Source organism: Microbacterium lacusdiani (assembly GCF_054779895.1).
Genome location: NZ_BAAGXJ010000007.1, coordinates 84,773 through 108,861 on the forward strand (window position 1 = coordinate 84,773; position 24,089 = coordinate 108,861).

Consider the following 24,089-nt stretch of genomic DNA (forward strand, 5'->3'; position numbering starts at 1 on the left):
CGGGGGCGTGAGAGTCAAGAACTGTAGGGGACCGGCCAGGCGGGCTCCGGCACCGGCCAGCCCGCGTCGCGCAGGGCGCGGCGGGCGAGCTCGCGGGCCGAGTACGGAGTGCGGACGCCGCGGATGTCGCGGTAGTCCTGGTGGCCGGGGCCCGCCCACAGGATGGCGTCGCCGGGACCGACGAGCGAGACGGCCTTCACGATCGCGGCCTCGGGCGGCGAGACCTCGTGGATCTCGTGATCCGGATCCGTCGCGCGGGCGCCCTCGAGCAGCATCGCCCGGATCGCGTCGGGGTCCTCGAACCGGGGGTGGTGGTCGGTGATGACCACGATGTCGCTGCCCTCGACCGCCGTGCGGCCCATGTCGAAGCGCTTGGTCTTGTCGCGGTCGCCGTCGGCGCCGAACAGCATCACCACCTTGCCCGGCGTGACGCGGCGCACGGCCGCGAGCGTCTTCTCGAACGCGTCGGGAGTGTGGCCGAAGTCGACGTACACGGCGGGGCCCTCGTCGCCCGAGACGCGCTGCGTCCGGCCGGGGAGGTACGCCCGGATGCCGCCGTCCCGCTCGAGGGCCTCGGCGATGCGCTCCCACGCATAGCCGGCCTCGAGCAGCATCACGATCGCGAGGCCGCCGTTCGAGGCCATGTGCGGCCCGATCACGGGCACCGACGTCGTGAGGGAGCGGCCGTCGCCGTGCGACAGGGTGAAGCGGGTGCCGCTCTGCGTCTCCTCGTCGATCGTCACGATCCACTCGGCCCGGGCGGCCCGGTCGGGGTCCGCCGCGATCGACGGCGTGGCGATCGTCACGACCGGGATCTCCGCCTTCGCGGCGATGTCGAACCCGGGCGTGGAGTCCAGCGACACGACCCCGCGGCGGGCGCGATCCGGCCGGAAGAACTGCAGCTTGGCCTCGAAGTACTCGGCCATGTCGGCGTAGTCGTCGAGGTGGTCGTGCGTGAGGTTCGTGAAGGACGCGACGTCGAACACGAGGCCGTCCACGCGGTGGCGGGTCAGCGCCTGCGCGCTCACCTCGACCGCGACGGCCTCCACGCTGCGCTCCCGCATCAGGGCCAGCAGCGCGTGGAACTCGGACGCCTCGGGCGTGGTCAGGCGGGAGACGATGACCTCGCCCGCGATGTGCCGCTCGGCCGTCGAGGAGAGGCCGGAGACGACGCCCATCTGCTGCAGGATGCCGTCCAGGATGTGCGTCACGGAGGTCTTGCCGTTCGTGCCGGTCGTGCCGAGCAGCAGCGGGAGGTCCGCATCCGTCGCGTAGACCCACGACGACAGCGCGCCGAGCGCGCCGCGGGGGTCGTCCACCACGACGATCGGAAGGCCGGACGCGGCGGCCATGTCGGCGCCCTCGGCGTCGGTCACGATCGCCGCGGCGCCCTTCTCGGCGGCCACCGGGGCGAACTCAGCGCCGTGGCGGTTCACGCCGCGGATCGCCACGAACGCCTCGCCCTCCCGCAGATCCGCGGTCGCGAGCGTGATGCCGCGGATCTCGATCCCGTCGAGCGATCCGCGCGTCTCGCGTCCGAAGCGATCGGCCAGCTCGGCGAGCGACCGGCGGGGCGGGTTCTCGGGACGCAGGACCGGAGGCAGGTTCGCAGGAGGGTTCGTCATGGCGTCTCCCAGTCTCGCACGCGCGCGCCGTCCACCCCGCTGTGACGCGGGCCGCGCGGCCCCGCGCCCGGCCGCCGCGCGGGGCCGGCCGGGCGCGGGGGAACGGGTCAGCCGCGGGCCGACCGGCGCCAGGCGAGGACCGACACGACCAGCGCCGCGATGCCCGCGGCCAGCCCGCCGGCTCCCAGCGCGACCGGGAGGGGATCCGATGCCGATGCGGCGGCGGCAGGCGCCTCCGCCCCGGCGGTGTGCGCGTGGTCGCCGCCCGCCGCCGCCGCGTCCAGCGTGACCGTCGGCGCGGGGCTGTCGAGCTCGTGCGGATCCTGGCCGTCCTCCGGGATCTCGGACCAGGACACGGCTCCCTCGCTGCACACCTGCTCGACCGGGAACGCGAGCGTGACAGGGGCGTCGTCGGCGTACTTCACGCCGAGCTCGACCGTGGCCCGCAGGTCGCTCGGGACGGGCTCGTCCGCCGTGTAGACCACGCGCGAGACGAGGCCGTCGGCCGCGTCGCGCTCGACGTCGATCGTCCAGCCGGGCTGCAGGGTCGGCGACACGGAGTCGAGCCCGTCGGGCACGTCGATCCGCAGGGCGGTGGTGGGGGATCCGTCGCAGCCGTGGCTGAACGCGAACGTCAGCACGTCGTAGCCGCCGGCGACCGCGGCGTCCGGCGTCACGGTGACGTGCGCGCTCGCGGCCAGCGGCGCGGCGAGCACGAGACCGGCGGCAAGCGCGCCGCCGGACGCGGCGATCAGCGATCGACGGAGCGGACGGCGGGTGGGGATGGACAGGGACATGGGTTCTCCTCGGAGGTTCCGCGCCGTGCGGGCGCACGGGCGCGCGACCGCGTCGCGGATCGGCCGCGGCGGTCGGATGGGTCGGTGACGGCGTGCGCCTGGAGCCCGGGAGGGCTCAGGCGCGCAGCGCCGCCGGGGGCCCGCGCCGGGAGACCGAGGAGAGGAGAGCGGGGAGGACGGCCGCGACGGCGGGCGCGGGCAGCGCACGCGGCAGCCGGGGCGCGGTGGGCGGCAGCGGGGCGGCGGCGCGCCGGAGCAGGGCCACGGCGCCGCGCGCGATCGCGCGCACCAGCCGCTCCCCGCGCCACAGCAGCGCCACGGTCACGAGCGCCGCGACCGCGTGCGCGACGTGCATGCCCGCCCCCTCCGGCGCGGGGGCGGACGCCGCGATCAGCGTGATGTGGTGCCCGTGTCGTTCGATGTGCGCGGACGCGCCCGTGCCCGAGGGTGAGCCGAGCAGCTGGAACACGCCGTGGAACGCGGCCTGGCTCACCAGCGCCGCGGCCGCGAGCCGCGACAGGCTCATGCGCGGGCCGGCCAGCGCGCCGGCCACCGGCGTGAGCAGCGCGATCATGGCCGCGACCAGCAGGAACGCGGGAGCCGGCCCGCCCACGACCGTGTGCGACGCGGCGGCCAGCAGGGTGGCGACCGACGACGCGGCGACGCCGCGGAGCGCGCGCTGCTGCCGGGCCGTCATGCCCTCGAATCTACCCGCGCACGGCATCCCCGCCCGCGGCGGTCGCGCCCCGGGGTTTCCGAGGATGCGGGGGCTAGCGTTGTGCGCGTGACTGTCGTGGCGTTCGTGATCGGCGTGCTCGTCGTCGTGGTGGGGCTGGCCGTGTCCATCGCGCTGCACGAGATCGGCCACCTCGTGCCGGCCAAGCGGTTCGGCGTGCGCGCCGGGCAGTACATGGTCGGCCTGGGCCCCGTGATCTGGTCGCGCCGCTTCGGCGAGACCGAGTACGGCGTCAAGCTCCTGCCGATCGGCGGCTACGTCTCGATGGCGGGGATGTACGCCCCGACGAGGCAGGGCGTGCGCGCCAGGGGGATGTTCGCGACGCTCGTGCAGGATGCGCGCGACGCCAACGCCGAGACGCTCCAGGGCGTCGACGACTCGCGCGCCTTCTACCGCCTGCCGGTGTGGAAGCGCATCGTCGTCATGCTGGGCGGGCCGGTCATGAACCTGATCCTCGCGGTCGTCCTGTTCTCGGTGCTCTACAGCGGCATCGGCCTGCAGCAGACCACGACCACGATCGACGCGGTGTCCGAGTGCGTGCAGCCCGCGGGCTCCGCGTCGGAGACGTGCGACGAGGACGATCCCGCCTCGCCCGCGCTCGCCGCGGGGCTGCGGCCCGGCGACCGGTTCGTGTCGCTGGACGGCACCGAGGTGTCGACGTTCGCGGAGGCGTCCGCGATCATCCAGGCCGCGCCCGATCGGCCCCTCCCCGTGGTCGTCGATCGCGCCGGCGAGCGCGTGGCGCTCACCCTGACCCCCGTGCTCGCGGAGCGTCAGATCGCGGGCGAGGACGGCGAGGTCACGACGCAGCGCGCCGGCTTCGCGGGGATCACCGCGGCCGTCGAGCGCGTGCGGCAGCCCATCTGGTCCGGGCCGCAGGCGACGTTCGAGACGGTCGGATCCGTGACCGGCATCATCCTGCAGCTGCCGCAGCGCCTGTGGGACACGGCCGTGGATCTGTTCACGGGCCAGGAGCGCGACCCGAACGGGCCGCTCAGCGTGGTCGGTGTCGGCCGCCTGGCCGGCGAGGTCGCCGCGACCGAGGCGCCCATCCTGGACCGCGTCTCGGCCATGGTGGGGCTGCTCGCCTCGGTCAACATCGCGCTGTTCGTGTTCAACCTGATCCCGCTGCTGCCGCTCGACGGCGGGCACGTCGCGATCGCGCTGTGGGACGGGCTCAAGCGCGCATGGGCGCGGCTGCGCGGCCGCCCCGAGCCGGCGCCGGTCGACGCGACGCGCCTCGTGCCCGTCACGCTGCTGGTGGTCGTGCTGATGGTCGGCATGGGCGCCCTGCTGTTCGCGGCCGACATCTTCAACCCCGTCCGCCTGATCGGCTGAGCGGGGCCGGACCCGTCGCCCCGCGGGTAGCGTGGAGGGGATGTCCGCTCCCGCCGCCTCCGCACCGGTCGTGACGACGCGGGGGCGTGCGCTGGGGTACCTGGCGCTGGTCGGCGCCACGCTCTCGTGGGCGGGCAACTACCTGCTGGGCGTGATCGCGGTCGCCGAGACCGACCCCGTGAGCCTCACGTGGCTGCGCTGGGTGCTCGCGGTCGTCCCGCTGTTCCTGATCGCGCAGCTCGTCGAGCGGCCCGACTGGCGCGCGCTGTTCCGCGCCTGGCCCCGGCTCGCGCTGCTCGGGGCGATCGGCGTCGCGGGCTACAACCTGCTGCTGTACGCCGCGCTCGGCACCGAGACGCCGTTCCAGCTCTCCCTGATCAACGCGTTCAATCCGGCTCTGATCGCCATCGCCGCCGTGGTCTTCCTCGGCGCGCGGCTGGGCTGGCGGGGGATCGGGGGCATCCTGCTCGCCTTCGCGGGCGTGCTCTGGATCATCTCGAGCGGGCGTCCGCTGGCGATCCTCGAGCACCCGCCGAAGGTCGGCAGCCTCATCATGGTCGGCGCGATCGTCGCGTGGACCGCGTACACGATCATCGGGCGCACGGGGCCGCGCCTCCCGCCCATCTCGGCCGTGGCGGTGCAGGGCCTGTGCGTCGCGATCGGCCTGACGCCGGTCGTCCTGATCCAGGGGCTCAGCCTGCCCGAGACCGCGGCGGGCGCGTGGTCGCTGGCGTACATCGCGGTGTTCCCGTCGATCGCGTCGTACGTGCTGTGGAACTACGCGCTGCAGCACGTGCCGCCCGCGCAGGCGGGCGTCTCGCTCAACTTGATCACGGTGTTCACCGCGATCGCGACGGTGCTGCTGGGCATGGCCGTGACCGCGCCGCAGATCGTCGGCGGCGTGCTCGTGCTGGCGGGCGTGGTGCTCGCGCAGGAGGCGCCGACACAACGCAGGACCTCCTGAGCGTCCCGGGCGTGTCGCGGACGGTCGACCGCGGAACTCCGCGGCCGACACGCCCGCCCGGCCTCCGAGGTCCTGCGTTGTGTCGGAGGAGCCGCGGCGTCAGCTGAGCGCGTGCGCCACGAGGCGCTCGAGCGTGCGCATGCCGTCGCGCGACAGGATCGACTCCAGGTGGCCCTGCACCGACGCGAAGCCGCGGCCGCGCAGCGCGTACACGTCGCCGGTCGCGGGCTCGGCCGCGACCTCCACGTCGCCGACCGCGCCGCAGCGGGTCTCGCTCGGCGTGAGCCGCGTGACGCCCGGCAGCACGCGCGCCGTGAACGTGTTGTAGAAGCCGATCGAGGCGGGCTCGCCGAACACGTCGACGGTCTTCTGCAGACCCTGGTGCGGGCTCGCGAGCGGTGCCAGCGGGATCCCGATCCGGTCGCTCAGGATCTGGTGGCTCAGGCACACCGCCAGCAGCGGCCTCCCGGCGTCCAGGCGGCGCGTCACGAGCTCCCGCATGCGGGCGATGCGCGGGTTCCCGGCGTCGCGGGGGTCGCCGGGGCCGGGGCCCGACACGACCAGCTCGGCCGCGTCCACGTCGGCGTCGGTGGCCTCGGACCAGTGCGCGATCCGCACGTCGAGGCCGAGGTGGCGCAGCTGGTGCGCCAGCATCGTGGTGAAGCGGTCCTCGGCGTCGATCACGAGCGCCGAGCGGCCCGCGAACGGACCGGGCGCCGAGCCCTGCGGCTCGAGCCAGAACGGCGCCAGGCGCGCGTTGCGCGACGCGAGCAGCTCGGCGATCCGCGGGTCCTCGGCCAGCGGACGGCGCGGCGCCGGCTCATCCGGGTCGTCGGCGTGGGCGCGCGGGACGGCGCCGATCGCGCCGAGCACGCCCGCGGCCTTGCCATGGGTCTCGTTCACCTCGCCGTACGGGTCGGAGTGGCGCACGAGCGTGGCGCCCGCGGGAACCCGCAGGCGCCCGTCGACCAGGTAGGCCGTGCGGATCAGGATGGGCGCGTCGAGGTCGTGCCCGCCGTCCGCGCGCGGCGTGAACAGCGCCGCGACGCCCGAGTAGTACCCGCGCGGCGTGCGCTCGTGCCGGCGGATGACCGCGCACGCGTTCTGCATGGGCGAGCCCGTGACCGTCGGGGCGAACATGGTCTCGCGCAGGATGTCCCGCGGGTCGAGCCGGCTGATGCCGCGCAGCATGTACTCGGTGTGCGTGAGCCGCGACATCTCCTTGAGGTGCGGTCCCGTGATCCGGCCGCCGTCGCTGCACACGGCGCTCATCATCTTGAGCTCCTCGTCGACCACCATGAAGAGCTCCTCGGTCTCCTTGGTGTCCGTGAGGAACGCCGCGAGCGTCTCGACGGTCGCGCCGCCCGCCGGATGCCGGAACGTCCCGGAGATCGGGTTCATCGTGACCGTGCTCGGCTCGCCCACGGCTCCCGCCACGGCCGTGATGTGCGCCTCGGGGCTCGCGCCCACCGCCACGTGGCCGGGCGTGACGATCGCGAACGTCCAGTACGCCCCGCGCTCGTGCTCGAGCAGCGCGCGGAACCAGGTCAGGGCGGCGACGCGCGGGTCGGCGTTCACGCCGGCCACGTAGTCGCGCCGGATGACGAAGTTGGCGCCCTCGCCGCGTCCGATCTCGTCGGAGATCACGCGACGCACGATGTCGGCGTACTCTTCGTCGGGGATGTCGAATCCGGCGTCCGTGAGCGGCACGGTCTCGGTCGGGAGGGCGCCCATCGCGTCGGCGAGCGGGATCCGCTCGTGCGTCTCGATGAGCAGGCAGCGCAGGGGAGCGCCGTCGTCGTGCGCCTCGAAGCCGCGCTCGCGCACCTGGCGGTACGGCACCATCGCGAGGACCTCGCGCGGCGTGCCGTCGGCGGCGTTCAGCGGGATGTCGGCGAGCAGATCCACGTCGGCGACGGGGCCGGTGAGCACCTCGACGGCGTCGACCGCGCCGGTGTCGCCGGCGCGCGCGATGAGCGCGAAGGACGCGTCGGGATCGTCGGCGAGGCGGCGGATCAGGTCGGCGGTGGCGGGCCCGGTCATGCGGGTTCTCCTCAGCGGTACGGCGGCCTGACATGCAGAAAGACCGCCTGGAGCGGCGGTCTGTTCTCGTGGTTCGCGAAAGCACCGCCTAGGAGGCGGGCCACCAGGTGGTGAGGTTCGCGGACATGCCGGAAACGTACCACAGCCCGCGCGGGGCGGTGCGCCGTCAGCGGTCCCGGGCGGGCGGGCGCTGCCGGATCCGGACCGCCGCCGCGGCGCACAGGATCACCACGATGCCGCCGAGCACGGTGGGCCACGTGAGCGCCTCGCCGAGGATGAGGGCGGCCCACGCGAGAGTGAGGACCGGCTGGGCGAGCTGCAGCTGGCTGACGCGGGTCATGGGCCCGATCGCCAGCCCCCGGTACCACGCGAAGAATCCGAGGAACATGCTGACCACCGCCAGGTACCCGAACGACGCCCACTGCGCCGGGCCGGCGACGGGCGGTGCGGCCGCGGCCGAGACCAGCGTGAGCGCGAGCATCACCGGCGCGGCGACCACGAGGGCCCACGAGATCGTCTGCCACGAGCCGAGCTCGCGCGACAGCAGCCCGCCCTCGGCGTACCCGATCGCGCACAGCGCGACGGCCGCGATGAGCAGCAGGTCGGCCGCGTGCAGCCGGCCCAGGCCGCCGTTGCCGAGCATCGCGAAGACGACCGCCGCGCAGGCGCCCGCGGCCGCGACCACCCAGAACGCGGGGGTGGTGCGCTCGCGCGTGCGCAGCACGGCCGCGATCGCCGTCGCGGCGGGCAGCACCGCGATGACGGCCGCGCTGTGGCCCGCCGGGGCGGTGGTGAGTGCGAAGGACGTCAGCAGCGGGAAGCCCGCCACGACGCCGGCCGCCACGACCGCCAGACGGAGCCACTGGCGCCCGCGCGGGCGGCGCTGTCGAGTCATGGTGAGCGTGATCGCCGCGAGCGCCGCCGCGACGACCGCCCGGCCGGCGCCGACGAACAGCGGCTCGAGGTCCTGCACCGCCACGCGGGTGAAGATCACCGTGAACGAGAACGCCACCACTCCGGCCAGCCCCCACGCCAGGCCCGCGCGCGGCGCGGACCGGACCGCCCGCGCGTCGGCGGCGGTGCGGGGAGGCGTCGCGGTCGTCATCCCGACAGCCTCACGCCTCGGTGGCCTCCTCCGCGCGGTCCAATCACGTCCCGCTGGCACGGGCCTGGCATCGCCTGAGCAGTCGCCGAGCGGAAGCCGACATCCAGCCGGGGTTCACCCGCGCCGCGTACCCTGGTGGGGTGCCTGCCGTGAACCTCGGGATGCCCCGCGTCCCCGAAACCCTCGCCCCGCGCCGCAAGTCCCGCCAGATCCGGGTGGGCAAGGTGCTCGTGGGCGGCGACGCGCCCGTCAGCGTCCAGTCGATGACGACGACGCCCACCACCGACATCAATGCCACGCTCCAGCAGATCGCCGAGCTCACGGCGAGCGGCTGCGAGATCGTGCGCGTGGCGGTGCCCAGCCAGGACGACGCGGATGTGCTGCACATCATCGCGAAGAAGAGCCAGATCCCGGTCATCGCCGACATCCACTTCCAGTCGAAGTACGTGTTCCAGGCGATCGACGCCGGCTGCGCCGCGGTCCGCGTGAACCCCGGCAACATCCGCAAGTTCGACGACCAGGTCGGCGCCATCGCCAAGGCCGCACAGGCCGCCGGCGTCTCGCTCCGCATCGGCGTGAACGCCGGATCGCTCGACCGCCGCCTGCTCGAGAAGTACGGCAAGGCCACGGCCGAGGCCCTCGTCGAGTCGGCCGTGTGGGAGGCGAGCCTGTTCGAGGAGCACGACTTCCACGACTTCAAGATCTCGGTCAAGCACAACGACCCGATCGTGATGGTGAAGGCCTACCGGCAGCTCGCCGAGCGCGGCGACTGGCCGCTCCACCTCGGCGTGACCGAGGCGGGTCCGGCGTTCCAGGGCACGATCAAGAGCGCCACGGCGTTCGGCATCCTGCTGGGCGAGGGCATCGGCGACACGATCCGCGTCTCGCTCTCGGCCCCGCCGGCCGAGGAGGTCAAGGTCGGGCACCAGATCCTGCAGTCGCTCAACCTGCGAGAGCGCAAGCTCGAGATCGTGTCGTGCCCCTCGTGCGGGCGCGCCCAGGTCGACGTGTACTCGCTCGCCGAGAACGTGACCGAGGGTCTCAAGGACGTCACCGTGCCGCTGCGCGTGGCCGTCATGGGCTGCGTCGTGAACGGCCCGGGCGAGGCGCGCGAGGCGGACCTCGGCGTCGCGAGCGGCAACGGCAAGGGCCAGATCTTCGTCAAGGGCGAGGTCATCAAGACCGTGCCCGAGTCGGAGATCGTGGAGACCCTGATCCAGGAGGCCCGCCGCATCGCGGACGAGATGGGCCCCGACGCGCAGATCGGCACCGCGCAGGTCGTCACCGCCTGACCCGCGCGGCCGGGCCCCGGGGGAGTAGCCTCCGGGCATGATCACCATCACGGTCGAGGGCGCCCACCGGGTCGCGCGCGCCGCCGAGCGGGGCGTGCTCACGCTCGAGGCGGGAGCGCACGGCGATGACAGGGACGCGGTGGTCGCGCGCCACGCGCGGCTGCACGAGCGGCTCGCGGGCATCGCGCACGAGCGACGCGCCGCCGGAACCGCCGCGGTGATCGACGTCGGGAGCCCCTGGGCGTGGACGGACGCGCCCGCGCCCGTCGCCGGATCCGACCGGCCGGCGCCGGTCCACCACGTGACCTCCACGATCGCGATCACGTACGTCGACCTGGACGCGCTCGCCGCGGACGTCACGGCGTTCGCCGCCGACGCCGACGTCTCGGTGCACCCCGTGCGCTGGGAGCTGTCGGCCGAGAGCCGCGAGCACCTGCTCGACACCGCCCGCGGTCACGCGGTCCGCGACGCCGTGCGGCGCGCGCGGTCCTACGCGGCGGCCATCCGACCGGGCGAGGCGACCGAGCCGAAGCTCGTGTCGGTCGTCGAGCGCCAGGTGAACGGCGGCGGACCCGGGATGCCGATGTTCGCGCGCGCCGAGGCGGACGCCCTGTCGTTCACGACGCCCGAGATCGAGGTCGAGGCCGCGATCGTCGCGACGTTCGAGATCTGATCCGCCGCGCGCCGGAACTCAGTCCGCGTGCGCCGCGACCTCCGCGAGGAAGCGGTCGGCCACGTCGTTCAGCTTCGCGACGTCGCGGATGGTCGTGAGCGGCAGGATGAACTCGTCCACGCCGGCCTCGGCATACGCGGCCATGGCGTCGACCAGCTGCTGCGCCGACCCGCCGATCGCCGGCCGGCCCTTCGCGTTCACGGCGGCGGCCTTCTCGGGGTCGTCGAAGAACACCAGCGCCTGCGTCGTGCGCCACAGCGTGCCCTGGTCGCGACCGCGCGCGTCGAGCGCGGCGCTGAAGATCCGGTTCTTCTCGGCGAACAGCTCGGGCGTCGACCACATGTTCCACTCGTCCGCGTAGCGGGCGACGAGCTTCGGCATGACCTTCTCGCCCTTGCCGCCGATCAGGATCGGCAGGGTCGCGTGCGGCCGCGGGTGCAGCGAGGCGCGCTCGAGCCGGTAGCGCTCGCCCGCGAAGTCGACGAACTCGCCCTCGCCAGCGTCCCGGAGCCCGGTCCACACCTGCAGCGCCTCCCGGAACCACCGGATGCGCGCGGGCACGTCGCCGAACTCGAGGCCGAACGCGCGGTGCTCGTTCTCCTGCCAGCCTGCGCCGACGCCGAGCACGAAGCGCCCGTCGGCGATGTCGCTGAGCGCGGCGGTCTGCTTCGCCACGACGGCGGGATGCCGGTAGGTGTTGCCGAGCACGAGCGAGCCGATGCGCACATCCGGCACCGTCGCCGCGAGAGCGGTCAGCTGTGTGAGGCACTCGCCCCGCGCGCCGTCGTTCGGCTCGGGGGTGTTGTCCATGAAGTGGTCCTCGAGCCACAGCCCCCGCCAGCGTGCGGACCCGCCGGCCGTCGAGGTCGCGGCGTGGGAGGCGGCGGCGTGCAGGTCGCGCCACGGCAGGTTCGCGGGGAGCCAGAGACTGAACTTCATGCCTCGAGCGTAACGACGGCCCCGGGCGGCCGGCCGTCTCAGGCGACGACGAGCTGCACGGCGCCGGTGGCGATGTCCGCGCCCGTCACGCGCACGCGGATGCGGGATCCCGGGTCGCGCGTCTCGCGGATCGTCGCCGTCACGAAGGGGTCGGCGATCTGCACGCGCGAACCGCCGCGCGTCTCCGACACCACGACGGCGTCCAGCTCGGAGCCGAGATGCGCCTGCAGCTCGGCCGCCTCGATGCGGTCGAGCGCGCCGCCCTCGAGGCGGTTGGCCAGGCTCCCGGTCTGCCGCATGATCTCGGCGAGCTCGGGCAGGGCGTCGCGCGCCCACGCGGGCGCATCCGTGCACATCGCGAGCACGAACCGGTCCACGAGGCGCCGCAGGGGAGCGGTGGTGTGCGCGTAGGGCGCGCCGATCGCCGCCTGCACGGGATCGGCGGGCGGCGCGCCGTCGAACGGGACGTAGTCCGCGCCGCGGAAGAGCTTGCTCGCGGCCTGCATGATCGCGGGCGCGGCGGGATCGGCCCGGTCCACGCGGCGGAGGTACTCGCCGTAGGGCATGTCCTCGGGCCACGGATGCCCGATGGCCTCCACGCGGCGCCGGAACTCCGCGATCGCCTCGGGCTCGGCCGCCGGCAGGGTGCGCAGGATGCCTGCGCCCCGCTCGAGCATGATCGCGGCGGCGGCCATGCCGGTCATGAGCGAGATCTGGGCGTTCCAGTCCTCGATCGGCAGCGTGACCCGGGCGCGGAGGTCGTAGCCCTCCGGCGTCGCCACGATCTCCTCCTCCGGCGACTTCAGGCTGGCGCCGCCGCGCGCGGCCTCCTGCGTGATCAGCAGAGGCCCGACCGCCGCCAGGAGCGCGAGCGCGTCGGGGGCGTCGCCGGTGTCGATCGCCGCCTGCGCGTCGACGTAGCTCCACTGCCGCCGCGAGCGGACCCACGCGCGCACGGGCGGCGCGGACGGATCGTGCTGCGCGCCGTGCTCGTCGAGGACGAACCGCCACACGTAGGCGCGTCGGTCCTGCTCGGGCAGAAGCGACGCCGCTCCGTGCGACAGGACCTCGGGGTGCAGGGGCACGGATCCGTCCGGCGCGTAGATCGTCTGACCGCGGCGTCGCGTCTCGGCGTCGATCGCGCCGCCCGGCCGCACGAACGCCGCCAGGTCGGCGATCGCGTAGTGCACGACGAAGCCGGATCCCTCGCGGGAGATGCTGAGCGCCTGGTCGAGGTCGCGCGACCCCTCCGGGTCGATCGTGTGGAACTCGATCTCGCGCAGGTCGGCGCGGCCGGCGTCCGAGCCGTCCACGGCCTCGCCGGATGCGACGACGGCCTCGGCCTCGGCGACCACGTCCGCCGGGAACTCCTCGGGCAGCTCGAGCGACCTCCGCAGCTCGGCCAGCGCATCGGCCAGCTGCGTGCGGACGGCGGACGGGGACAGGCGGGTGAAGCGTGCCGGCATGGGGTCAGCCTATGCGCGCACCCCCGCCGGCCGCCTCAGTCGGTCGCGAGCTCGCGGCGGCGCATCGCGACGAGGCCGGCGCCCGCCGCCACGACCCCGGCGATCGCGAGCCAGAGGCCGCCCGACCACCCCGCCTCGTCGCCCACCGGCACCGGCGTGTGGGCGAACGGCGACAGGTCGACCACGGTCTCCGGAAGGCCGAGCGCCGGGCCGAAGAACCCGAGCACGCCCGACAGCCCCACGAGGGTCCAGGCGACCGTGGCGGCGATCCGCGGCGCCGCGGCGACCAGGAGCATCGTGACTCCCAGGAACGTCAGGCAGGCGGGCGCCTGGGCGGCCGCGGCCTCGAGCACGACCGGCACCAGCGTCTCCGCGTGGTCGCCCCGGGCGGCGCCGATCGCGCCGGCCGCGGCCGCGGCCGCGAGCATGACCGCGGTCACCGCGACGCCGACCAGCCCGTACTCGGCCAGCCAGCGCACCCGGGGCACGGGCGTCGCCAGGATCGCCTCGGCGGTGCCCCGCGACTCCTCCTGACGCGCGCGCAGCCCTGCCTGCACGGCGCAGCAGGCCGCGAGGATCCCCACCATGCCGAAGAACAGGGCCACGAACGCCACCTCGATCGAGCCGATGGCGCCCATCCGCGCCTGCAGCAGCTCGACCACCTGGGGCAGATCGCCGGAGAGCTCGTCGATCGCGGCGGTGAGCGTCGTCGCGAGCAGGCCCGCGACGACGGCGCCGGCGCTCCAGGCGGCGAGGACGGGCAGGCTGAGACGCCACGCCAGCCCGAGCGAGGACGACAGCAGGCGGCTGCCGCGCGCCCGGCCGCCGCGGTCGGGAAGCAGGCTCGCCCCCTGGTCGCGCGCGGACTGCAGCGCGAACACGAGCGCGATCAGCACGACCCCGCACGCGAGCGGCGCCGTCAGCGGCGCGAGGTCGTTCTCGACGTACGCGCCCGTGAGCTGCCCGTACCCGATCGGCGAGAGCCAGGAGGGCCACGCGGGCGTCACGCGCACCAGGTCGTCCGATGGCGTTCCGGCCGCGTCGCCGATGCCGCGCACGAGGTAGGCGGCCAGCACGACGGCGATCGACGCCCCGGACGCGGCGCGCGCGGTTCCGAACACCTGCGCAGCCAGGAGCCCGATCCCGAGGAACGCGACGCCGGACGCGCCGAGCGCCGCACCGAACACGAGCGAGCCGTGCGGCTCCAGACCCGCCGCCACCAGCCCGGCCGCGGTCAGCACAGCGAGCCCGAGCTGGGCGAGCACGCCGTGGAGGACGGTCGCCGCCAGCGGCAGGACGCGCCCCGCCGGCGTCGCACCGATCAGCTCCGCCCGGCCGGTCTCCTCGTCGCCGCGCGTGTGGCGCACCGCGAGCAGCACCGCCATGAGGCCGCCCAGCATCGCGATCCACGCGTACAGCAGGAAGAACGCGAACGCGCCGTCGCTCACGCCGTTCGGCGTGCCGCGGAAGATCAGGATGGTCCGCGTCGCGATCGCGACGGCGAGGATCTCGCGCCGGTCGTCCTCGTCGGCGAACGCATCGAACACCGCGGCCGCGGTGGCGGCGGCCGTCAGCCCCGCGAGGCCCGCCAGCCACAGCGCGAGCTGCAGCGCGTCCCGCCGGGCGCGCTGTCGCAGCAGAGCCGCCAGGAGCCTCACGGCCGGCCGCCCGGCCCCGCGTCCGGCTCCGGCTCGGATTCCGACTCCGGCTCCGACTCCGACTCCGACGATGCGTAGTGCCGCAGGAACAGCTCCTCGAGCGAGGCGGGCTGGACGATCACGCCGGTGACCCGGATCCGCGCCAGCTCGGCGAGCACGCCGGACATCGCGGTGTCGTCGGCCGAGAGCGTGACGCGGCCTCCCTCGCGGCGGACGTCGTGGACGCCGGGAAGCGCGCCCACGACGCGCACGTCCGCATCCGCGACGCCGGCGTCCGAGAACGCGACCGACGTGCGGGTGAGGTGGCGCAGGTCGGCCAGCGTGCCGGACTCGACCACGGCGCCCTGGCGGATGATCGAGACGTGCGAGCAGAGCTGCTCCACCTCGCTCAGGATGTGGCTCGACAGCAGCACCGTTGCGCCCTCGGCTGCCACGCGCCGCACCTCGCGGTTGAACACCTGCTCCATGAGCGGATCGAGGCCGCTGGTCGGCTCGTCCATGATGTACAGCTTCGCGGGGGTCGCGAACGCCGCGATCAGCGCGGCCTTCTGCCGGTTCCCCTTCGAGTACGCGCGGCCCTTCTTGCGGGGGTCGAATTCGAAGGCGTCGACGAGCCGCTCGCGTTCGGCCGCCGCGGCCGCGCGATCCCGCGACCCCGAGCGCAGCCGGCCGATCAGGTCGATCGCCTCGCCGCCGGTCAGGTTCGGCCACAGGCTGACGTCGCCCGGCACGTACGCGATGCGGCGGTGCAGCCGCGGCGCCTCCCGCCACGGATCCGCGCCGAACACCGAGACCTCGCCCGTGGTCGCGCGCGCGAGGCCCAGCAGGATGCGGATGGTCGTGGACTTGCCCGCGCCGTTCGGACCGAGGAAGCCGTGCACCTCGCCCGGACGCACCGAGAGGTCCAGGCCCGCGAGCGCAGCGGTGCGTCCGTAGCGCTTGACGAGGCCGCGCGTGCGGATCACCTCTGCCATGGCGCCGAGCGTAGACCCGGCGGGCGACGTCCGGGAGAGCGGCCCGGCGCCGCGTCAATAGACTGGACGCCTATGGTCACGCGGCTCTCATCCTTCTTCTTCCGCTCCCTCCGGGAGGACCCCGCCGACGCGGAGGTCGTCAGCCACCGTCTGCTGGTGCGCGCGTCGTACATCCGGCGCCAGGCCCCGGGCATCTTCGCGTGGCTCCCGCTCGGCCTGCGGGTGAAGGCGAAGCTCGAGCAGATCATCCGCGAGGAGATGGCTGCGGCGGGCGCGCAGGAGGTCCACTTCCCGGCGCTGATGCCCCGCGAGCCCTACGAGGCCACCAACCGCTGGACCGAGTACGGCGACGGCATCTTCCGCCTGCATGACCGTCACGGCGCCGACTACCTGCTCGCGCCGACGCACGAGGAGGCCTTCACGCTGCTGGTGAAGGACCTGTACTCGTCGTACAAGGACCTGCCCCTGACGATCTACCAGATCCAGGACAAGTACCGCGACGAGGCGCGCCCGCGCGCGGGCCTGCTGCGCGGCCGCGAGTTCACGATGAAGGACGCGTACTCGTTCGACTCCTCGGATGAGGGGCTGGATGCGTCCTACCAGGCGCAGCGCGACGCGTACGAGCGCATCTTCCAGCGGCTCGGCATGGAGTACGTCATCGTCAAGGCCGACGCCGGCGCGATGGGCGGCTCGAAGTCCGAGGAGTTCCTGCACCCCACGCCGATCGGCGAGGACACGTTCGTGCGCTCCGAGGGCGGGTACACCGCGAACGTCGAGGCCTTCGAGACGCTCGCGCCCGAGCCCCTCCCGCTCGACGGGCAGCCCGCGCCGGTCGTGTTCGACTCGCCGCAGACCCCGACCATCCAGACCCTGGTCGACCACCTCAACGCGCACATCGAGGCGCCGGCGTCGGGGGAGTGGACGGCCGCGCACACGCTCAAGAACGTCGTGCTCGCGCTCAAGCAGCCCGACGGCACGCGCGAGCTGGTCGTCGTGGCCGTGCCCGGCGACCGGGATGTGGACGACAAGCGCGTCGAGGCCGCGTTCGCGCCCGCCGAGGTGGAGGCCGCGACCGAGGCCGACTTCGCCGCGAACCCTGCGCTCGTGAAGGGCTACATCGGCCCCTGGTCGGCGCAGGGCGCCGTGCTGGGGGAGGAGTCGGCCAGCGGCATCCGGTTCCTGGTCGACCCGCGCGTGGTCGACGGCACCGCGTGGGTGACCGGCGCGAACGAGCACGAGAAGCACGTGCACTCGCTGGTCGCGGGCCGCGACTTCACGGCGGACGGCGTCGTCGACGTCGCGACCGTGCGCGAGGGCGACATCGCCCCGGACGGCACGCCGATCACGCTCGAGCGGGGCATGGAGATCGGCCACGTGTTCCAGCTCGGGCGCAAGTACGCCGAGGCGCTGGGCCTGAAGGTGCTCGACCAGAACGGCAAGCTCGTCACGGTCACGATGGGGTCGTACGGCATCGGCGTGACGCGCATCCTGGCCGCGATCGCCGAGCTCAACAACGACGACAAGGGGCTCATCTGGCCCGCCTCGGTGTCGCCGTTCGACATCCACGTGGTCGCCACGGGCAAGGGCGACGACGCGCTCAACCTCGGCGAGAAGGTCGTCGCCGAACTCGAGGCCGCCGGTCTGGACGTGCTGTTCGACGACCGGCCCAAGGTCTCGCCCGGCGTCAAGTTCGGCGACGCCGAGCTGATCGGCGTGCCGCAGCTGCTGGTGGTCGGCCGAGGCGCGGCCGACGGCGAGGTCGAGCTGTGGGACCGCCGCACGGGCGAGCGCGAGGTCGTGCCCGCCCCGGAGGCCGTCGCGCGCCTCACCGCCCGCTGAGGCCTGCACCCGCCGCATCGCATCCGACCGCCCAGGTCACCCGCATCCGCGTGTGACCTGGGCGGTTCCGCGTCATGCCCTGGGCATGTTTCCCGACACGTAACCTGTCCGCAACGGCCGGTCCAGGGGTGTCGTGGACAGTGGTGTCCGTGCCCGGCGATAGTGTGCCCGGGTCAGTGCCCCTCACCTCCCCGCCAGACTCGGAGTCCCCGCATGTCCTCATCCCGTCCCGCCCGCGCGCGCCGCCTCGCAGGCCTCGCGAGCGTCGCCCTCGCGGCCGCCGGCCTCGCCGCCCTCCCCACCGCCGCGCACGCCGCCCCCGACGGCGGCGAGCTCGTGATCAACGAGGTGTACGGCGGCGGCGGCAACAGCGGCGCCGCGTTCACTCACGACTTCGTCGAGCTCTACAACCCGACGGCCGAGCCCATCGACCTGGCGGGCATGGGCCTGAACTACTGGTCCGCGACGGGCGGATCCGGCGGCGTCGCGGCGCTCAGCGGGACGGTCGCTCCCGGCGACACCTTCCTCGTCCAGCTCGCGGCGGGCAACGGCAACGGGCAGCCGCTGCCCCAGGCCGACCTCGCCCTCAGCGCGCCGAACCTGTCCGGCACGACCGGCCGCCTGTTCCTGCTGCCGAGCACGTCGGTCTACGCGGGCGCGACGGGCGACGCCGCGGGCCGCGAGGACGTCATCGACATGATCGGATGGGGCACCTCCGCCGCGACGTACGAGACGGCCCCCGCGCCCGGCACGACGAACGGCACGAGCGTCGCGCGTGCGGCCATCGGCGCCGACAGCGACTCGAACGCCGCGGACTTCGCGACCGGCGCGCCCACGCCGCAGGCGGCGCGCGACGGCGGCCCGGTCGACCCGGAGCCCACGCCGACGCCGACGCCGACGCCGACGCCGACGCCCACCGAGCCGCCCGCGGTCATCCGCATCGCGGACGTGCAGGGCGCGGGCGAGGCCTCGCCGCTCGCCGGCCAGACCGTCACGGTCGAGGGCGTGGTCACGGCCGACTACCGGACCGGCGGCTTCAACGGGTTCTACGTCCAGGACCCCGCGGGCGACCCCGCCGACGGCCGCAGCGACGCGATCTTCGCGTACGGCTCGAACGCGCGCGCCGAGATCGGCCAGAGCGTGCGGGTCACCGGGGTCGTGAGCGAGTACCAGGGCCTCACAGAGATCACGCCCGCGGCGGGCGGCGTCACCGTCCTCGCCGAGGCGCTCGGTGCCGTCGCGCCCGTGACCGACTGGACCGCGATCGACGCGCCCGCCGAGAAGGAGGCGCACGAGGGCGAGCTCATCCGGCCCGCCGACGCCTTCACTGTCACCGACAACTACGACGCCAACTTCTACGGCTCGTTCGTGCTCGCGCACGGCGAGGGCGCGCTCAAGACCCCGACCGAGCACGCCGACGCGGACGACACGGCCGGCCTCGACGCGATCCGCGCCGAGAACGACGCGCGCCGCATCGGTCTCGACGACGGCGCGAGCACCAACTTCAACAGCACCGCCAACAAGGGCGTCCCGCTGCCGTACCTCACGCCGGCCACCCCCGTGCGCGTCGGCTCGGCCGCGACGTTCCTGCAGCCCGTGGTGCTCGAGTACCGCTACGGCGCGTGGGCCTTCCAGCCCACCACCCCCGTCACGGACGACGGCTCGGCTGTCGTGTCGTTCAGCGACACCCGCACGCCGAACCTCGAGCCGCAGGACGTCGGCGGCGACGCCCGCCTGGCCACGTTCAACGTCCTGAACTACTTCCCGACCACGGTCGAGGAGTACGTCGCGGCGGGCGGCACCTGCACCACCTACGACGACCGCGCCGGCGACCCGGTCACGGCCCGCGACTGCGGTCCGACCGGCCCGCGCGGCGCGGCCGAGGCCGAGGACTTCGAACGCCAGGAGATCAAGATCGTGAAGGCGATCACGGGCCTCGGCGCCTCGATCGTCTCGCTCGAGGAGATCGAGAACTCCGCCCACTTCCTCGATGCGGAAGGAAGGCAGAAGGACCGCGACTTCGCGGTCGCGACGCTCGTCTCCGCGCTCAACGAGCACGCCGGCGCCGACGTGTGGGAGTACGTCCCGTCGCCCGCGACCGTCCCGCCGCTCGCGTCGGAGGACGTCATCCGCACCGCGTTCATCTACAAGCCCGCCGAGGTCGTTCCGGTGGGGGAGTCGCGCATCCTGATCGACGAGGAGAACTTCGACAACGCGCGCGAGCCGCTGTTCCAGGCCTTCAAGGCCGCGGGCGGGTCGGACGAGGACGCGTTCCTCGTCTCGGTCAACCACTTCAAGTCCAAGGGCTCCGGGGTCGACGACGGCACGGGCCAGGGCCTGGCCAACCCGGATCGCGTCGGGCAGGCGCACGCGCTGGTGGACTTCGCGGCCCAGCTCATCGCCGAGACCGGCATCGAGGACGTCTTCCTCGCGGGCGACTTCAACGCGTACGGCGCGGAGGACCCGGTGCAGGTCATCGAGGAGGCCGGCTACACCGACGTCAACGTCGCGCTCAACGGCGGCGAGGCCACCTACAGCTTCGACGGCATGGACGGCTCGCTCGACCATGTCTTCGCCAACACGGGTGCGCTCGAGCTGGTGACCGGCGTCGACGTCTGGCAGATCAACGCGCAGGAGCAGGTGGGCTTCGAATACAGCCGCCACAACTACAACGCGACGATCCTGTACGACGAGTCGGTGTTCCGCGCGAGCGACCACAACCCCGAGATCGTGGGTCTCGACCTCCCGCCCCTCGTCGTGCAGGCGGGGGAGCCGGTGATCACCTCGAGCAAGGGCGCGCCCAAGGTGGGTGCGGTCCTCACGGTCGACCCGGGCGTGTGGACCGAGGGCGCCGAGCTGACGTACCGGTGGCTCGTCGACGGTGAGCCCCTCGCCTGGGCGAGCGGCCCGGAGCTGCGCGTCCCCGGCCATCTGAAGGGCCACGACGTGTCGGTGCAGGTCACCGGCACGCTGGACGGATACCGCCCGGCGACGGCCGAGTCGGAGCCCGTGCGGATCGGCTGACGCGCGGACGACGAGAGCGGCCGGGCGGATGATCCGCCCGGCCGCTCTCGCGTGTCACGACCCGCTCTCGGCGGGTCAGCCGTGGTGCAGGTGGTCGGCGTGCTTGGCCGACTGCTTCTTTCGCGTGTAGGTGTCGAGCGGCCCGGTGACCGTGAACTCGTCCTCCCAGCACTCGATGCCCGTCACGTCGGGCAGCAGCGCGCGGGTGAAGACGGGGTCGCGCCCCTCCCGCCGCTGGCGCGTGTAGTCGCGTAGCAGGCGGAACCCGATGCCCGACAGCAGGCCCAGGGCGACCAGGTTGATGAGCGCCATGAGGCCCATCAGCGCGTCCGCCAGGTTCCAGACCACGGCGGCCGATGCGACGGCGCCCGCGAGCATCGCGACCACGACCAGCGCGCGGAACACCTGCAGCCAGACGCGGCTGGTGGTGATGAACTCCAGGTTCGACTCGCCGTAGTAGTAGTTGCCGATGATCGAGCTGAAGGCCAGCAGGAACACGATCACCGCCAGCGCGGTCAGCGACCAGTCGCCGAGGGTCGACGCCAGCGCCGTCTGCGTGAGCGCGATGCCGGTCTCGGCGCCGGACAGGTCGGGGACGGCCACGAGCACCGTGAACGCCGTGATCGAGCACACCAGGAACGTGTCGAAGTACACGCCGAGCGACTGGACGAGGCCCTGCTTGACCGGGTGCGTGACGGCCGCCGCGGCGCCCGCGTTCGGTGCCGAGCCGAGACCGGCCTCGTTCGAGAACATGCCGCGCTTGACGCCCTGCATCACGATCACGCCGAACGCGGCGCCGACGACCTCGTTGAAGCCGAACGCCTGCGTGTAGATCGACGCGAGCGCGGCAGGGAGGCGGTCGATCTCGACCGTGACGACGGCCAGGCCCAGCAGCAGGTACAGCAGCGCCATGACGGGCACGAGCGCCGACGACACGTTGGCGATGCGGCGCACGCCGCCGAAGATCACCAGCCCGGTCAGCACGGCGATCACGACGCCCGCGACGAGCGGCATCCAGCCCGACACGTCGGCGCCGACGATCGAGCCGACCGCCGCCGTGCTCGACGCCGCGATGGTGTTGGCCTGCAGCGCGGAGAAGGCGAACGGGAAGCAGAAGATCAGGATGATCGCGAACGCGATGCCCATCCAGCGCGCCTTGAGGCCGCGCTCCATGTAGTACGCCGGGCCGCCGCGGAAGGCGCCGCGGTCGCGCACCTTGAACACCTGCGCGAGCGTCGACTCGAAGAAGGCCGACGCGGCGCCGATGAACGCCATGGTCCACATCCAGAACACCGCGCCCGGGCCGCCGATCGCGATCGCGGTGCCGACGCCCGCGATGTTGCCGACGCCGACGCGCGACGCGGCCGAGATCGAGAACGCCTGAAACGACGACACCGACTGCGGTGCGCCGTCGGCGTCGCGCGGCGTGCGGTCGGTGAGGGTCCGGAACATCTCGGGGATCAGGCGGAACTGCACCACGCCGGAGCGGAGGGTGAGGTACAGACCGAGCGCCACCACGACGGGGAGCACGATCCAGGTCCACAGGGCGTCGCCCGTCGAGGCGAGCCAGTCAGCGAATTCGTCCATCCGGACAGTCTGCGCGCTGGCGGCGCGCGCCGCGACTCGCCCCCGGGCACCCTCCGGGTGGCGTCCTCACAGCGAGCGGCCGCGGCGGTCCGGTAATGTCAGGGGGATATCGGCGGGACGTATGCCGGTGAGAGCTGAATAGGGAGGTCGCTGTGGACATCGATCTGGGGCTGCTGCGCACGGTCGAGCGCGAGAAGGAGATTCCGTTCGACGAGCTCGTGCGGATCATCGAGCAGGCGATCCTGACCGCCTACGGCAAGCACGTGTCGCAGAGCGGCGAGGTGCCGCAGGGCGCCCGCGCTCAGCTGGACCGCAAGACGGGCCACGTGGGCATCTACATCCCCGTGACCGACGACGAGGGCGCGGTCATCGGCGAGGAGGAGACGACCCCCGAGGACTTCGGACGCATCGCCGCCTACGCCGCCAAGCAGGTCATCAGCCAGCGGCTGCGCGACATCGCGGACGACGCGGTGCTCGGCGAGTTCCGCGGCAAGGAGGGCGACATCGTCGCCGGCGTCGTGCAGCAGGGGTCGAACCCGCGCATGATCCACGTCGACCTCGGCTCGGTCGAGGCCATCCTGCCCCCCGAGGAGCAGGTGCCCGGCGAGGAGTACACGCACGGATCGCGTCTGCGCGTCTACGTCACGAGCGTCTCGAAGGGCACGAAGGGCCCGGCGATCACGGTCTCCCGCACGCACCCCGGCCTCGTCCGCAAGCTGTTCGCGCTGGAGGTCCCCGAGATCGCCAACGGCCTGGTCGAGATCACGTCGCTGGCCCGAGAGGCAGGGCACCGCACCAAGATCGCGGTCGTCGCGAAGGACCCCTCGATCAACGCCAAGGGGGCCTGCATCGGCGAGCTCGGCCGCCGCGTGCGCGCCGTGACCGAGGAGCTCAGCGGGGAGAAGATCGACATCGTCGACTACGACCCGGAGCTCGCGAAGTTCGTCGCGAACGCGCTGTCGCCCGCCAAGGTGACCTCGAGCTTCGTGCTCGACGCCAACACCAAGGCCGTGCGCGCGCTGGTTCCCGACTACCAGCTGTCGCTCGCGATCGGCAAGGAGGGCCAGAACGCCCGCCTCGCCGCCAAGCTCACGGGCGCCAAGATCGACATCCAGCCCGACAGCATCCTCGAGAGCGACTCGTAACCTCGTTTCGTCTCCGCTCCGCTCAACGACCGGCAGGTCGTCCCGATGATCTACCGTCGTGCGAGCGAAGCGAGCGTGGAGCGAAGCGACCCCGCAGCGCGAAGCGCTGCCTCCCGCGGAGCGAAGCGACGCGGTGTCCCTCGCCGAGCGGCATCCGCGAAGCGGGTGCCCGAGCGCGTGGGACGCGCGAGCGCAGCGAGCAATAGTGGAGGTGTAGGATGGAAGCCGTACGAACGTGCGTCGGCTGTCGCACGCGTGCCCCCCGATCCGCTCTCATGCGAGTCGTCGCGTGCGATCTCGAGCTCGTCATCGACGAGCGGAAGAGCTCGCCCGGCCGGGGCGCGTGGCTGCATCCCACTCGCGAGTGCGCGGAGAACGCCCTGCGGCGCCGCGCCTTCGGACGAGCATTGCGTGTGTCAGGCCCTCTTGACACGCAGACCCTCGAGAAATGGCTGAACGGCTATGGAAACAAAGTGAACGGCTCGAAATGAGACCCGTCCGCCTTTAGAGGTCTGCCCTGTCCGGGGCAGGCCGCCCAGACAGGAGAATTGTGGCAAAACCACGCGTACATGAGATCGCTGCGGAGATCGGCGTCGACAGCAAGGTCGCCCTGGCGAAGCTCAAGGAGCTCGGCGAGTTCGTGAAGAGCCCGTCGTCGACGATCGAGCCGCCGGTCGCGCGCAAGCTGCGCGCAGCGTTCGAGGCCGAGGGCGCCGCCAAGCCGGCGGACAAGCCCGCCGCGCCCGCGAAGCCGGCCGGCCGTCCCGGCCCGGCCCGCGCGACGACCGCCAAGCCCGGCGCCCCGGCGAAGCCCGCGGCGCCGAAGGCCGAGGCCGCCCCGGCTCCGGCCGCGCCCGCGACCCCGTCGGCACCGGCTCCGGCCG

Annotated in this window: 19 protein-coding genes; 9 read left to right on the forward strand and 10 right to left on the reverse strand. The window is 73.4% G+C overall.

The genetic code is table 11. The annotated features are described in order from the left end of the window. Positions 1 to 14 precede the first annotated feature (14 nt). The 3 genes from ACYVGN_RS07450 to ACYVGN_RS07460 all read right to left on the reverse strand — a co-directional run bounded on the left by ACYVGN_RS07450 (position 15) and on the right by ACYVGN_RS07460 (position 3,119). Positions 15 to 1,625 (reverse strand): Mur ligase family protein, encoded by a 1,611-nt coding sequence (locus ACYVGN_RS07450; RefSeq protein WP_460789841.1) that lies wholly within the window; start codon positions 1,623 to 1,625, stop codon positions 15 to 17. Between the two features lie 107 nt (positions 1,626 to 1,732). Then, on the reverse strand, positions 1,733 to 2,422 hold the full coding sequence (locus ACYVGN_RS07455; protein ID WP_460789843.1) for a YcnI family protein: 690 nt from the start codon (positions 2,420 to 2,422) through the stop codon (positions 1,733 to 1,735). A gap of 115 nt (positions 2,423 to 2,537) precedes the next feature. Further along, the gene (locus ACYVGN_RS07460; protein ID WP_460789844.1) at positions 2,538 to 3,119 is read right to left on the reverse strand and encodes a hypothetical protein; all 582 of its coding nucleotides are present in this window, start codon (positions 3,117 to 3,119) and stop codon (positions 2,538 to 2,540) included. A gap of 87 nt (positions 3,120 to 3,206) precedes the next feature. Between ACYVGN_RS07460 and ACYVGN_RS07465 the strand changes: the two genes are divergently transcribed. Beyond that, positions 3,207 to 4,496: a M50 family metallopeptidase gene (locus ACYVGN_RS07465; protein ID WP_460789846.1), complete on the forward strand. Its 1,290-nt coding sequence runs from the start codon at positions 3,207 to 3,209 to the stop codon at positions 4,494 to 4,496. Between the two features lie 40 nt (positions 4,497 to 4,536). Next, positions 4,537 to 5,460: a DMT family transporter gene (locus ACYVGN_RS07470; RefSeq protein ID WP_460789848.1), complete on the forward strand. Its 924-nt coding sequence runs from the start codon at positions 4,537 to 4,539 to the stop codon at positions 5,458 to 5,460. 99 nt (positions 5,461 to 5,559) lie between these two features. Here the strand turns inward: ACYVGN_RS07470 and ACYVGN_RS07475 are convergent, their stop codons facing one another. Beyond that, positions 5,560 to 7,503 (reverse strand): anthranilate synthase family protein, encoded by a 1,944-nt coding sequence (locus ACYVGN_RS07475; protein WP_460789849.1) that lies wholly within the window; start codon positions 7,501 to 7,503, stop codon positions 5,560 to 5,562. A 166-nt stretch (positions 7,504 to 7,669) separates the two neighbouring features. Next, positions 7,670 to 8,608 (reverse strand): DMT family transporter, encoded by a 939-nt coding sequence (locus ACYVGN_RS07480; protein ID WP_460789851.1) that lies wholly within the window; start codon positions 8,606 to 8,608, stop codon positions 7,670 to 7,672. A gap of 161 nt (positions 8,609 to 8,769) precedes the next feature. Between ACYVGN_RS07480 and ispG the strand changes: the two genes are divergently transcribed. Together ispG and ACYVGN_RS07490 are read left to right on the forward strand one after the other, a co-directional pair. After that, the gene (gene ispG / locus ACYVGN_RS07485) at positions 8,770 to 9,900 is read left to right on the forward strand and encodes a flavodoxin-dependent (E)-4-hydroxy-3-methylbut-2-enyl-diphosphate synthase (RefSeq protein ID WP_460789871.1); all 1,131 of its coding nucleotides are present in this window, start codon (positions 8,770 to 8,772) and stop codon (positions 9,898 to 9,900) included. A 37-nt stretch (positions 9,901 to 9,937) separates the two neighbouring features. Further along, the gene (locus ACYVGN_RS07490; protein ID WP_055993167.1) at positions 9,938 to 10,573 is read left to right on the forward strand and encodes an SIMPL domain-containing protein; all 636 of its coding nucleotides are present in this window, start codon (positions 9,938 to 9,940) and stop codon (positions 10,571 to 10,573) included. An 18-nt stretch (positions 10,574 to 10,591) separates the two neighbouring features. Here the strand turns inward: ACYVGN_RS07490 and ACYVGN_RS07495 are convergent, their stop codons facing one another. Genes ACYVGN_RS07495 through ACYVGN_RS07510 form a run of 4 tightly spaced genes read right to left on the reverse strand, consistent with a single transcriptional unit; the run spans position 10,592 to position 15,610 of the window. After that, a complete protein-coding gene (locus tag ACYVGN_RS07495; RefSeq protein WP_460789852.1) occupies positions 10,592 to 11,512 on the reverse strand; it encodes an LLM class flavin-dependent oxidoreductase in 921 nt (306 codons plus the stop codon). A gap of 38 nt (positions 11,513 to 11,550) precedes the next feature. Then, positions 11,551 to 12,978, reverse strand: a complete 1,428-nt coding sequence (locus tag ACYVGN_RS07500) for an RNB domain-containing ribonuclease (RefSeq protein ID WP_460789853.1) — start codon at positions 12,976 to 12,978, stop codon at positions 11,551 to 11,553. 35 nt (positions 12,979 to 13,013) lie between these two features. Further along, positions 13,014 to 14,636 carry an ABC transporter permease gene (locus ACYVGN_RS07505; RefSeq protein WP_460789855.1) on the reverse strand — a complete coding sequence of 541 codons (1,623 nt, stop codon included), beginning with the start codon at positions 14,634 to 14,636 and terminating at the stop codon, positions 13,014 to 13,016. Beyond that, the gene (locus ACYVGN_RS07510) at positions 14,633 to 15,610 is read right to left on the reverse strand and encodes an ABC transporter ATP-binding protein (protein WP_460789856.1); all 978 of its coding nucleotides are present in this window, start codon (positions 15,608 to 15,610) and stop codon (positions 14,633 to 14,635) included. The genes ACYVGN_RS07505 and ACYVGN_RS07510 overlap by 4 nt, the downstream gene beginning before the upstream one ends. 72 nt (positions 15,611 to 15,682) lie before the next feature. On the opposite strand from ACYVGN_RS07510, the gene ACYVGN_RS07515 reads away from it, so the two are divergent. After that, entirely contained in the window at positions 15,683 to 17,449 is a 1,767-nt protein-coding gene (locus ACYVGN_RS07515) for a proline--tRNA ligase (protein ID WP_460789857.1), read from the forward strand. 213 nt (positions 17,450 to 17,662) lie between these two features. Continuing rightward, positions 17,663 to 20,473: an ExeM/NucH family extracellular endonuclease gene (locus ACYVGN_RS07520; protein WP_460789858.1), complete on the forward strand. Its 2,811-nt coding sequence runs from the start codon at positions 17,663 to 17,665 to the stop codon at positions 20,471 to 20,473. A gap of 75 nt (positions 20,474 to 20,548) precedes the next feature. On the opposite strand, the gene ACYVGN_RS07525 is transcribed toward ACYVGN_RS07520, so the two are convergent. Next, positions 20,549 to 22,060 (reverse strand): alanine/glycine:cation symporter family protein, encoded by a 1,512-nt coding sequence (locus ACYVGN_RS07525; RefSeq protein ID WP_460789860.1) that lies wholly within the window; start codon positions 22,058 to 22,060, stop codon positions 20,549 to 20,551. Positions 22,061 to 22,212: 152 nt separating this feature from the next. Here ACYVGN_RS07525 and nusA point away from each other — a divergent pair, with 152 nt between their 5' ends. The 3 genes from nusA to ACYVGN_RS07540 all read left to right on the forward strand — a co-directional run. After that, positions 22,213 to 23,205, forward strand: a complete 993-nt coding sequence (nusA, locus tag ACYVGN_RS07530) for a transcription termination factor NusA (RefSeq protein ID WP_460789862.1) — start codon at positions 22,213 to 22,215, stop codon at positions 23,203 to 23,205. A gap of 218 nt (positions 23,206 to 23,423) precedes the next feature. Then, complete coding sequence (locus ACYVGN_RS07535) at positions 23,424 to 23,696, forward strand: YlxR family protein (RefSeq protein WP_082543178.1); 273 nt, start codon at positions 23,424 to 23,426, stop codon at positions 23,694 to 23,696. A gap of 59 nt (positions 23,697 to 23,755) precedes the next feature. Further along, a partial coding sequence (locus ACYVGN_RS07540) for a translation initiation factor IF-2 N-terminal domain-containing protein (protein ID WP_460789864.1) occupies positions 23,756 to 24,089 on the forward strand: 334 nt, incomplete at its 3' end.